The 10860-nt window shown below is 42.0% G+C and carries 11 protein-coding genes; 5 read left to right on the forward strand and 6 right to left on the reverse strand.

Annotation, left to right across the window (positions count from 1 at the left end; translation table 11 throughout):
• Positions 1-12: 12 nt before the first annotated feature.
• The 4 genes from AQ505_RS18985 to AQ505_RS19000 all read right to left on the reverse strand — a co-directional run bounded on the left by AQ505_RS18985 (position 13) and on the right by AQ505_RS19000 (position 5273).
• Positions 13-2727 carry a SusC/RagA family TonB-linked outer membrane protein gene (locus tag AQ505_RS18985; protein WP_062549626.1) on the reverse strand — a complete coding sequence of 905 codons (2715 nt, stop codon included), beginning with the start codon at positions 2725-2727 and terminating at the stop codon, positions 13-15.
• On the reverse strand, positions 2727-3428 hold the full coding sequence (locus tag AQ505_RS18990; protein ID WP_082461630.1) for a DUF4974 domain-containing protein: 702 nt from the start codon (positions 3426-3428) through the stop codon (positions 2727-2729). The genes AQ505_RS18985 and AQ505_RS18990 overlap by 1 nt, the downstream gene beginning before the upstream one ends.
• Positions 3429-3470: 42 nt before the next feature.
• Complete coding sequence (locus AQ505_RS18995; RefSeq protein ID WP_062549628.1) at positions 3471-4571, reverse strand: FecR family protein; 1101 nt, start codon at positions 4569-4571, stop codon at positions 3471-3473.
• Positions 4572-4685: 114 nt separating this feature from the next.
• Positions 4686-5273 carry an RNA polymerase sigma factor gene (locus tag AQ505_RS19000; protein ID WP_062549629.1) on the reverse strand — a complete coding sequence of 196 codons (588 nt, stop codon included), beginning with the start codon at positions 5271-5273 and terminating at the stop codon, positions 4686-4688.
• A 211-nt stretch (positions 5274-5484) separates the two neighbouring features.
• On the opposite strand from AQ505_RS19000, the gene AQ505_RS19010 reads away from it, so the two are divergent.
• Genes AQ505_RS19010 through AQ505_RS19020 form a run of 3 tightly spaced genes read left to right on the forward strand, consistent with a single transcriptional unit; the run spans position 5485 to position 7906 of the window.
• On the forward strand, positions 5485-6075 hold the full coding sequence (locus AQ505_RS19010) for a porin family protein (protein ID WP_062549631.1): 591 nt from the start codon (positions 5485-5487) through the stop codon (positions 6073-6075).
• A 27-nt stretch (positions 6076-6102) separates the two neighbouring features.
• The gene (locus tag AQ505_RS19015; RefSeq protein WP_062549632.1) at positions 6103-7176 is read left to right on the forward strand and encodes a sensor histidine kinase; all 1074 of its coding nucleotides are present in this window, start codon (positions 6103-6105) and stop codon (positions 7174-7176) included.
• Positions 7163-7906 (forward strand): LytR/AlgR family response regulator transcription factor, encoded by a 744-nt coding sequence (locus AQ505_RS19020; RefSeq protein ID WP_062549633.1) that lies wholly within the window; start codon positions 7163-7165, stop codon positions 7904-7906. The genes AQ505_RS19015 and AQ505_RS19020 overlap by 14 nt, the downstream gene beginning before the upstream one ends.
• On the opposite strand, the gene AQ505_RS19025 is transcribed toward AQ505_RS19020, so the two are convergent.
• Entirely contained in the window at positions 7903-8829 is a 927-nt protein-coding gene (locus AQ505_RS19025; protein WP_062549634.1) for a DUF6268 family outer membrane beta-barrel protein, read from the reverse strand. The two genes, AQ505_RS19020 and AQ505_RS19025, sit on opposite strands and share 4 nt — an antisense overlap.
• A 221-nt stretch (positions 8830-9050) precedes the next feature.
• Between AQ505_RS19025 and AQ505_RS19030 the strand changes: the two genes are divergently transcribed.
• Together AQ505_RS19030 and AQ505_RS19035 are read left to right on the forward strand one after the other, a co-directional pair.
• A complete protein-coding gene (locus AQ505_RS19030; RefSeq protein ID WP_062549635.1) occupies positions 9051-9851 on the forward strand; it encodes a PAS domain S-box protein in 801 nt (266 codons plus the stop codon).
• A gap of 44 nt (positions 9852-9895) precedes the next feature.
• Positions 9896-10378: a GNAT family N-acetyltransferase gene (locus AQ505_RS19035; RefSeq protein ID WP_062549636.1), complete on the forward strand. Its 483-nt coding sequence runs from the start codon at positions 9896-9898 to the stop codon at positions 10376-10378.
• 94 nt (positions 10379-10472) lie between these two features.
• On the opposite strand, the gene AQ505_RS19040 is transcribed toward AQ505_RS19035, so the two are convergent.
• Positions 10473-10793, reverse strand: a complete 321-nt coding sequence (locus AQ505_RS19040; RefSeq protein WP_062549637.1) for a helix-turn-helix domain-containing protein — start codon at positions 10791-10793, stop codon at positions 10473-10475.
• Positions 10794-10860: the final 67 nt, after the last annotated feature.

A 10860-nucleotide genomic window follows, 5' to 3' on the forward strand; every position in this document is an offset into this window, starting at 1 on the left:
GTAACCGGACCATTATAAAGTAACATTTGCGCCAAAGGAGATCCGCTGTGCAAAAGGGTATTGCGTACCGCGCTCTATTCTGATCGTTGAAAAACGGACAATATCATTCATGCTGAGGTTCAACCGAAGGTTTTGAATTTTCAGGCGCTTGATCAATGGGGTATTGTTGAAGGTATAACCCAGGGTGATGGCAGAGATCGTCAGGTAATTGTTTTTCTGCACGAATCTAGAGGTTGCACCTACCCTGTTGCCCCCAATTGAACTGGAATAACCACTGTATTTGGCTTCATCCCCAGGACGGGTCCATTTCGCATCATAAGCTCTTTCATCCACGTTGTGATTCATCACATCAATATCTTCTACTTTAGAAACCAGGGTGGAATTGTACAGGTAACCACCATAAGAATAACCTCCAGCAACTACTGCATCCCAGCCTTTATACCCGAAATTAAGCCCCAAACCACCTGAAACCGTTGGACGCTCGTCCCCGATCACTACTTGTTCGGCTGCTCTCCATTCTGTTCCAATACTTCCATCTCTGTACTGATAAATTTCATTTCCGGTAGCCGGATCGATTCCCAGAGAACGAATCGCGTAGATCGCAGATCTTGAAGCACCTTCCACAAAAATGTTTGGCGGCAAAGTAGATACTTTATCAAAATCTCTATCGTAACTATACTGCAAATCATCCAGGATAAGCTGGTTACGCTGTTTCATTGCATCCGATATTTTGGAAATCTTGTTCTTATTGGCCCCAATATTACCCCAGATCCCCAGACGTGCTTTATTTGGCCCACCTTGTAATACCCTGACATTGACGCGGATGTCGAAGCCATTATTTTGTAAAGAGCCAATATTGTCGGTAAAACTGGCAAAACCTGTAGAGGGTGCCAGGGTTACACTCTGCAGCAGGTTGGAAGTACTTTTCCAATAGTATTCTGAATTGATATTCAACAGCCCCGAGAACAGTCCAAAATCCAGGGCTACTTTCTTCTGTCTTGTCGTTTGCCATTTCAGGTTGGCATTCCCCAATCCCTGGATAATGGCCCCAAAATCTTGTCCGTAGATATTGTCGGTATTGTATTTATACTTGGTCATGGCCTGATAAGGCGCAAAATTCTGACTGGCAGTTTCGGCAATTGCAGCGGTTAACCTTAAGTTGCTAAACACATTCAGTTTCTGAATAAAAGACTCGCGGTGTAAATTCCAGCCCAATCCAGCCGACCAAACCGGAGCATACTTTTCATTTGATCCGAATTGTGAAGAACCATCCAGTTTAAAGGAAAGGTCTATAAAATACCTGCTGTCGTAAGCATAGTTAAAAGTAGCCAGGAAACCTGCCAGGCGACTGGTATTGTCTAAGCCTTCAGGTCTGGAATTTGCTTTATACTGCTTGGCAAAAGCCAGGTCGTCCATTTTTGGATTCGGAAAACCTTCTGCTGAAACCCGCATCACGCTGGAATTTGACTCCTTTGCATTAAAACCTGACAACAGGTAAAAGCTATGCTTTTCATTGATCAGCTTGCTGAAAGTGGCAAACAAGGAAGCTTCATAACCAAAAGATTTGCTGTTAGAAATGTCCAGATCACCACGTAAAGCATAAGCTGCCATATCAGGGCTGATCCCCGCAAATGCTGTATGTTCTGCAGACCTGAAATCTTTGGAATCGGACAGTCTTTTATTGATTCCCAAAGTTGCCCTTAAGCGGAAATCATCGTTAATTTTCCATTCCGAAGACAGGTTATTGACGATCTCGGTATACTGACTGATGCTTTGGGTATTCAGCGTTCCATTATACAAAGGGTTCAGAATGTAATTGTTTCTTATGCCATTGGCGAAAGTCTCGTATAAAAATGGAGAACCAGCGCCTCCATCCCCCGGAATCGGGAAATATGGTTTTGCATTTACGAAGTCCTGGAAGCTGCCATAAGGGGAAGCGGTTCCTTTTGTATTCACAATTTGAAGGTCATTCCTAAACAGGAAATTACCAGTATTGTAATTAAAAAGCATATTTCCCTGGTAATTATCACGGGAAGAGCCTTTCATGACGCCTGGATTGAAGGCTGCAGAAAACCCAATGCTGTATCTAAATGCCTGATCTCCTCCATCGAGTGTTAAGGAATGACGCTGTTCCACTGCCGTTTTGAGCGGTTGTGATAGCCAATAAGTATTTGTTCCTGCTTTTAGTAAGGCCAGTCGGTCGTTGTACAATTCCTGTTTCTGAATTTGCTCCGAAGGGTTTGTCGAACTGTACAATCCGGTTCGTTTTTCAAATTCCAGTAAACGGGTTGCATCCAGCATATTATAATCTCTAAGGTCAGGAATCACCATATTGGAACTCAGTGCATAGGTTGCCCTCAGCTTTCCTGCTGCCGGCGATTTGGTTACAATAACCACTACTCCATTGGCAGACCTGGTTCCATAAATTGCTGCTGCAGATCCATCTTTCAATAGGGTGACAGATTCGATTCTGTTCATATCCAAATCTACAATGCGCTCTAAAGACGTTTCAAAGCCATCCAGGATGAACAATGGAAGGTTTGGGTTGCCATAAAATGTTCCCCTGAGATCGCCATTCGCATAATTCTCCGTTAAGCTATTTCCCCCACGAATCTCAATATTCGGCAAGGCATTCGGATCTGAACCCGCAAGGTTATTGTCGATGATCCTGAAGGAAGGATCCACTAAACCCAGTCCCTGGAGGATATTTCCTGAGCTGAGTTTCATCAGTTCCTTGCCGGTAAAGGTGGTAGAACTTCCGGTATAAGTTTCTCTTTGCGATCTGAAATACCGGTCACCACTACCTGATTAAGTTCTGACACTTCTTCTTTAAGTATGGTGACGATGGTACTGCTTTTTCCTACAGGCACTTCTGTACGTACAAAACCAATATAAGAAAGGATCAATACTTCCTTTTCTGCTACAGAGATCTTGTATTTTCCATTCGTATCTGAAAGAGTGGATCTCGAAGGACTTCCTTTAACGCGGACAGAAACACCCGGTAATGGCTTTTTCAAATGATCAATTACGGTTCCTTCAATCAGCTGAAGATTAACGCCGCCAGTGGCCTGCTCAATCTCAGCAACCTTTGCTTTTACCGCGATCATTGACCCATCCTGTTTAAATTTCAGGAATACTTTTAATTCCAGTTCGAAGAGCACATCCTGAATAGCACGTGGCTTTTTTGAAAAGCTGATGCGTTCCTGTGGGTTGAGTTTGATGGTACTATAATAGAATTTCACCTGGTAGAGCTGTTCTATCTGGCGAAAAGCTTCTTCTATTGTTTTATTTTTAAAGCTCAGGTTTTTCTTTTCTTGTGCCGCTGCTGGCGACTGAAAAACAAGGAATAATACCGCAGTGCAGCCCATACCGATCCTGCAGCAGGATTTAAGCCCATGCCGCAGCATAGCGACTAGATTTTCTTTCATAATTTGGGAAGTGGTGGTTGTAGGTTTGTTGGTTGAATTGGATTAGTTGAATCGGAGAATGACCTTCTCTTTTTCTATCTTGAAATTACAGTCGGTCGCAAAACAGAACATGTTGAGGACCCGTTCTAAAGATTCATTTTCATAAGTTCCGGAGAATTTACCCGCAGATTTCTGCTCGCCCTGAATCTCAATTGGCACTCCATACCAATCTTCTAAAGCAGTAACGACCGCTCTAAAGCTGGTATCTTTGAATTTAAGCTGGCCTTTGACCCAGGCTTGCCGCTGCTGAATGTCGAAAGTTTCCTTTTCCATCAGGTCTACCGATCTGTTCAGCATCACCATATCTCCGGGGAGGAGAATTTCCGGCTGATTGTCGAGGGTAGATTTATACGCTTTCTGGACTTTTAGCTTTCCACTGAGAAGTTCCACCTGCTGTCCGGATTCATGCGGATAGGCACGCATGTAAAAACTCGTACCCAATACCGTGGCTTTCATATCAGCGGATTCCAGGCTGAAAGGCAATTCGGCATTCGGGCTGATGTCAAAATAAGCGGCACCCAATAAGACTACTTTCCGGCTATCCTTATTGTAGCCATGGGGTACTTTCAGGATACTGTTGGCATTTAGAATGACCTTGGAATTATCCGCCAGCGTGATGATCATTCTTTCTCCGAAAGGAGATTTATACACCTGATATTGCTGCTGTTCTTTCTTAATGGCAAGCTCTACTTTGCGTTCTTCCTGGTAATGATTAAATAAGGCAAGGCCCATCACCAGCAGTACTGCTGCTGCAGAAGCATACCATACGCGTACAAAATTACGGCTCTTATACAAAGGCGAACGTCCTTTGGTTTGTCCCTCTTCTTGCAAATACTGTGGCACAGCATTGGGAACTGAGCCTGCTGCATAGCGTTGTTCCTGCTCCAGGGCTAGTTTCTTAAATTCAGAAAGGGCCATTTTTTCCTCGCGACTTTTCAGCATCTGATTCAGCAGCAACAGCATTTTCCTGGCTTCCGTCACTGCTGCTTCATTTTCAGGAGATTGTGCGGCATAACCCTCCCAGGTCTGCACATCCTGCACATTACTTTTATAACAGTAATGAATAAAAGTCGGATCTAAAATGAGTTGTTCTATCGTGTACATTCGTATTGCGCTTTCTTACTAGACGGGATCAGGACTGTTTTTTACCATCATAATTTTAACATTCTCCACAAAACCACCTAAACCTCTGTAAAACAAGAAAATACATTTACATAATTAGGCAAAAATCAAGGTCATAAATATGCTCAGGTCTTTAGGGCTCAGGTTTTCCTTCGCCATTTCTTCCCTCATTCGTTTAATTCCTTCGAAAAGATTGTTATAAACGCTCCTGATTGTCAATGAAGTCCGTTCTGCAATTTCTTCATTGCTCAGTCCTTCATAATATTTTAAAAAGATGGCCGTCTGACATCTTCCTGGCAATCCATCATAAATTCTGGATAGTTTTTCTTTAAGTTCATCCAATGCCTGGCTATTGAGCATCAGTTCTTCTGTAGAGGGTTCCGACCAGGTATCAGAGAAATCGTCCAGCGATTCTGTTTTATACTTCTGTTCCACCCTATAGGTATCTATCAATTTCCTGCGGAAAGAAGTGAGGATATAAGCTTTCACATTTGTGATTTTACTGAAATCCGTTCCTTTTTCCAGAAAGCCAAGGAAAGTCTGGTTGATGTTGTCCTTCACATCAGTTAAATCCATTCCGCTTTTTAAGCCTACAAAGACCAGATAGTTGTAATGCTGCTGATACAGCACATAAATATCGTCCGATAAAATTACTTCTGGTTGGGTTTCCTTTAGCTCAGCCATGATTCAGCACTTCTTAAAATTGAGACTGCAATCTACTATTCTAATTCTTCACCCTAAAATAAATTTAAAACCGTTATTTCTTACCGATGGTCAACGCTGCTTTACCCTTCATCAAATTCTTTTCCTGGTCTTTTTAATTATTCTCCTTTTTGCAGGACAAAGGAAGGCCGTTAAATAGGTCCTTCCCCATCAAATCTTAATTATCATTCAAATGAAAAAACATTTTCTATTGCCTGCCATTGCTTTAATGATGCTGGCTAACACGGCAAAATCTCAGGACAGCAACCCTATTCATGTGGGCTTAAAAGCAGGTGCTAATTACAACAAACTTTCTCTTTCTGCCCCAAATGTATCCGGAAAATATGCCACCGGTTTTTCTGCGGGTGCTTTAACCAGAATTGACTTAGGCTCTGCTTATGTACAGGGAGAATTATTGTACAGCAAGAAATCAGGTAAACTGGAAGGAAACGCATTAAACGATCAGAAAGCAAAGTGGTCAACGCTTGACGTTCCTGTATTGCTGGGTTATAAAATCCTGAATACAGCGCAGATGAACCTGAGGATTTTTGGCGGAGCGGTGTACAGTTATACCTTAAATGAAAAAACTTCGGTCTTCAAACAGCTCAATCCAGCCTTTAAAGCATTCAGCAAATCAAATATTGGTTACCAGGCTGGTGCGGGAATTGATTTAGGAAAGCTTACTTTTGACCTGCGTTATGAAGGCGCTTTAAAGGACATCGATAAAACATTCAAATCACGTCCTCAGTCCTTCCAGGCAAGTGTAGGGTTCTTGATTTTTTAATCCTTCTCTTTATTTATCATCTTCGTAATGAAAAAATTCCACTTAAATAAACCACTTGTTTTCATCTCCGGCTTTTGGATCTTACTGGGTTTTACCTTATGGTCTCAATTGAAAAGAGATTACCCACTGCTCAATACTTTTGGCACCGCAGCATTAATGGTTTTATGTTCAGCTGTTATTGCACATACTTTAAGTAACGTTTTACTGCCTACTGCATTGAAAAAGGGGAAAATGACCTTATTTGTGTTTCAAACCATTCTGGCCACTGCGATTTTAACCGCAGCAATTGCGGGGGTATTTTATGGTACCTACTGGTTAGCCATTCATGGCTCAGCCTATGACAGTGCTTCACAATTAGCACAGAACACTGATTATTTTGTGGTATTCATTAGAACCATCCCCTCTGCTTTACTGATCATTGGCTCGACCTGTGGTTTTCAATTTTACCAGGAACATTACCAGATGGCGCAAAAACATACCCTTTTACAGCAGGCGCATCTGGAGGCACAGCTGAGAATTCTGCAGGACCAGATCAATCCTCACCTCATGTTCAATGTGCTCAATCACCTGCATATTCTGATGAAGAAAGATGTGGATCTGGCCGCGACCTTACTCGTCAAATTTTCAGACATCCTGAGGTACCAGCTGTATGAATGTAACCGGGAAACCATCCCATTGGAAAAAGAAGTGACTTATTTAAAAAACCTGGTCTCCGTCGAGAAGATCCGATGGGGGGAAGAACTGCAGGTAAATTGTATATGGAATATTGCGAATGGAAAGCGGGACATTGTCCCGCTTTTACTCGTTCCATTTGTAGAGAATGCCTTTAAACATGTTGCCCGTTTACCGTCACAGAAAGGATTCGTCCGACTGTCCCTACAACAGGAGGAGGAACTCCTTACCTTTACCATTGAGAATTCCAATTCCCCGAAGCCTGCAAGAAAAAGCGACAGCAGCGGTCTTGGTCTGGAAAATGTGCAGAAACGTTTAGAGATTCTTTATCCGAAGCAGCACGACTTACAAATTATACGCAGTGACACCCTTTTTAAAGTTGTTTTAACCATTCATTTAGATCAAAAAGCAAACTATGTCGGTTATTAAGCCCAACTCAGATGTACCCTTACAATGTCTCGTTGTAGACGACGAACCTATTGCCCGGGCAGGAATTATAGATTTCATTGATCAGGTAGACTTCCTCCAGGTTGCAGGTTCCTGCGGAACTGCGATGGAAGCTTCCGATTTTATCCATAAAAATCAGGTAGATCTATTGTTTCTAGACATTAACATGCCTTATTTATCAGGCTTGGAGTTACTGGAATCCATGGAAAACCCTCCCTTAACTATTTTCACAACGGCTTATTCTGAGCATGCGCTGGATGGATATCGCCTGCAGGTGGTAGATTATCTGCTCAAACCCATTACTTTTCAGCGTTTTCATCAGGCAGCGAGTAAAGCCCGGCAGATGTATGAATTGCAGCGCCTGCAAAAGCAACCGGCTGCGATGGATCCTTATTTATTTGTTCGTCAGAAAGACAGCTTTAAAAAAATCCAGTGGGCTGATATTTTATATGTGGAAGGAATGCAGAACTATGCCAAACTAAAGTTTGCAGATCAGGAACTGATCATTCATCAGACTTTGGTTTCCTTAGAAGAGATATTGCCCAGCGATCATTTTTTCAGGATCCATAAATCTTATCTGGTCAATATCTCTAAAATTGATTTGGTGTCGGGAGGAAGGATTTTTATAGCTGAGCATGAGCTGCCTATTTCCCGACACCGGAGGGAGGATTTGTTAAAAGAAGTTGTTTACAATAAACTCATCAGTCGTTAGCGTTTCCCAAAATTCCATTTGAGGCCTATGGCACCATAAGCTGTGGTCTCAAAATGCGGTGGATTTTCGTCCTTTTCTTTAAAGAAATCTTTTAGTTTCCTGCTGGTAAATTCCATAGACCGGTACAATGAAGCACCTGCGGTCAGCTGTAAGGTCAGGGATTTATTCAGCTTAAACTCTGGTTGAAATCCTGAAATCACTTGGAGGTAGGACAGCATGGCTTTGTCTTCCCTGTTCACATCTGCCGTCATCGAACTCACTTCGGCTACGGCCTTCAGCCTGATCGCCGGACTGGCTTTGAAAGCCAATTCTACCTTTTCCGGGAAGTTCAGCATCACCTGGAACTTGCCGTTGGTTTTCCAATTTAAAAAGATTGCTGGCAATACCATCGGGACACCAAAGGTATTGGATACTACCGGTCCGACACCCAGGGCCAGATTAGGGTTAAACTGCTTGATGAAAATTACCCCGCCCATCAGCAGCACATCTTGAGAAGAAATGCCTTTAAGGTCGGTATACACACCTGCTGAGGCCATGAACAACATATTCCAGCTCTTACTCAATGGCCTCAGGTGCATCAAGCCTACACTCGCATTCAGCAGCTCATCAGGAAACAACTGCTCCGGGTAATCCTGGTTCTTTATTTTTGCATAGGAACCGCCCAGGGTGACTGCCCAAACCTTTGGCCTGCCCAGGGAATCCATCTTTAGGGATAAAGGAATGCTAATGCCACCTTCTACCCTTCTCATGTCGCTTTTCGCTGTAGTATATTCCTCCGTTTTCCCATCAGTTTTTTTTGGTATATACCTGGACATAGGGATGTATTCGGCTTTCAGCCTGAAGCCAGACAATTCCGTCTGGGCCTTGCTTTCCAGGCTGATCAAGGCCATAAATAAGACTAAGCCGTAATTAAGAAATTTCATAGTGTTTTTCTGTGTCAATGAATAAATATATTTTTCGGCGAATTACGTCAGGATTCCTGTACTGGAGAAATATTATTGACCAGTGGTAATTCCATGTTGACAAGCGGCTTAACTTTGGTTTATTAAATAAGATTATTATAAATTTAACCCGAGTTTCATTTTTTTAATACATTTGCAGCTGAGTGGGTTACCCTAATTTATTCTAAAGCAACATCAGCAGTTTGAAGACAAGAAACTATAGAATTCCTATCATTTATATCGTAGTTGGTGTTTTATGGATTACAGGGAGCGATTACCTTTTAAATTCCCTGACTTCCGAACTCAGTCCTAAACTAACCTGGTATACCTCTTCCATAAAAGGAATTTTTTATATTCTGGCTACTGCATTTCTCCTCTACTATCTGATTAAGAAAGAAAGGGAACGGATTGCTGCGGTAGACAATAAAAGGATGGCAGAGATTGTCGATAAGATGAATAACCTGATCATCATGTCTGATACTTCCGGAAAAATCACCTGGGTGAACCGGGCATTTGTCAGCATTACCGGTTACACCATGCAGGAAGCGCTGGGGAAAACACATTCCAACCTTTTATACGGTCCGAAAACCAATGCGGAAGTGGTCAGAAAACTGACTATCGCCATTGCTAATAAAGAGTTTTTTAGCGGGGAACTGGTCAATTACACGAAAGACGGAAAAGCCTATTGGTCTCAGTTTAACCTCTCTCCGATGTTCAATATAGATGGTGGACTGGAGGGCTACATTTCGGTAGAGAATAACATTGACGACAGCAAGCATCGGGAAGACCTGATCGTGCAGCAGCACCGAAAATTAAAGGCGGTTTCCTGGTTTAATTCACATGAAATCCGGAAGCCTGTGGCCTCTATTTTGGCCTTATCAGAATTGCTGATGGAGGAGAAAAATGCGATAGAACAACAGGAACTGATAAAATACCTCCGACAAAGCGCTGTCAACCTGGATCTTATCATTCATCAGATCAATGAAGCGGCAGCAGTAAAATAATTTATGTACCTTTGATCCCAGCATCAAACCAACATTTCCTTAAAATGATCCGGCAGTTTACACCATCAGATCTTAACCCGATGAGGGAGATCTACAATCACTATGTGGAAAATACACTAGTTACTTTTGACGAAGTAGCATTGAATGAGCAAGAATTTGCGGATAAATTGAATCCGGTGATCCACAAATATCCATGCTTCGTGTATGAGAAAGAAGGACAGGTTCTAGGCTTCAGTTATGCTACGGAATGGAAAGAAAATCCTGCCTATCGTTTTACAGTAAGCACTGCTATTTACCTGGATCCGGAAGCCATAGATAAGGGAACTGGTACTGCACTTTACAAGAAACTGATTGAGGAGTTACGCGAAATGAATACTCATTCTATCGTTGCCGGGATCTTGATGCCCAATGAAAAGAGTACCAGAATGCACGAACGGCTAGGCTTCAGCAAAGTCGCTCACCTGAGCCAGATCGGCTATAAGTTCAATAAATGGATAGATGTCAGTTATTGGCAAATGATATTATAGCTATAGATATTAAAATAATAAACTTACTGATTCTTTGCAGAAAAAGGATAAAAGTAAAGTTTTTTAAAAAGTCATGGACTGAATACTGATAGTGCTAAATATTTTCAGCACTATCAGATTTTTTAGTATTTCCAGGCTGCTGTGCTGGTAGGATATCTTGAATAGAAATCTCCAGTATCTCCGCGATTTGATACAGCCGACTTACCGTCAGACTTGTCAGACCTCTTTCCAACTTAGAATACGAGTTTTGAGAAAGGTGAAGCCTTTCGGCCATGTAATCCTGAGTATAGCCTTTTATAACTCTCTGGATCCTTAAAGCATTTCCAAATTGCATATTTCTTTGATCTTGAATAAATCTAATAAGAATAAATATAATCCAAGCGTTGGTGTGGAGATATTCTGCTTTTAAAGCCAAAAAGGAGTGTTTTTCGCCCTGAAATTAGTATAAATCGCAGAAAAAAAAAGTACAAAACGCAAATATT

The sequence above is a fragment of the Pedobacter sp. PACM 27299 genome, from assembly GCF_001412655.1.
Classification (GTDB): domain Bacteria; phylum Bacteroidota; class Bacteroidia; order Sphingobacteriales; family Sphingobacteriaceae; genus Pedobacter.

Coding starts and splice junctions, on each gene's coding strand:
- AQ505_RS18985 (WP_062549626.1), bottom strand. CDS start 2,727: ATGAAACTCAGCTCAGGAAATATCCTCCAGGGACTGGGTTTAGTGGAT.
- AQ505_RS19010 (WP_062549631.1), top strand. CDS start 5,485: ATGAAAAAACATTTTCTATTGCCTGCCATTGCTTTAATGATGCTGGCT.
- AQ505_RS19025 (WP_062549634.1), bottom strand. CDS start 8,829: ATGAAATTTCTTAATTACGGCTTAGTCTTATTTATGGCCTTGATCAGC.
- AQ505_RS18990 (WP_082461630.1), bottom strand. CDS start 3,428: ATGAAAGAAAATCTAGTCGCTATGCTGCGGCATGGGCTTAAATCCTGC.
- AQ505_RS19035 (WP_062549636.1), top strand. CDS start 9,896: ATGATCCGGCAGTTTACACCATCAGATCTTAACCCGATGAGGGAGATC.
- AQ505_RS18995 (WP_062549628.1), bottom strand. CDS start 4,571: ATGTACACGATAGAACAACTCATTTTAGATCCGACTTTTATTCATTAC.
- AQ505_RS19000 (WP_062549629.1), bottom strand. CDS start 5,273: ATGGCTGAGCTAAAGGAAACCCAACCAGAAGTAATTTTATCGGACGAT.
- AQ505_RS19020 (WP_062549633.1), top strand. CDS start 7,163: ATGTCGGTTATTAAGCCCAACTCAGATGTACCCTTACAATGTCTCGTT.
- AQ505_RS19015 (WP_062549632.1), top strand. CDS start 6,103: ATGAAAAAATTCCACTTAAATAAACCACTTGTTTTCATCTCCGGCTTT.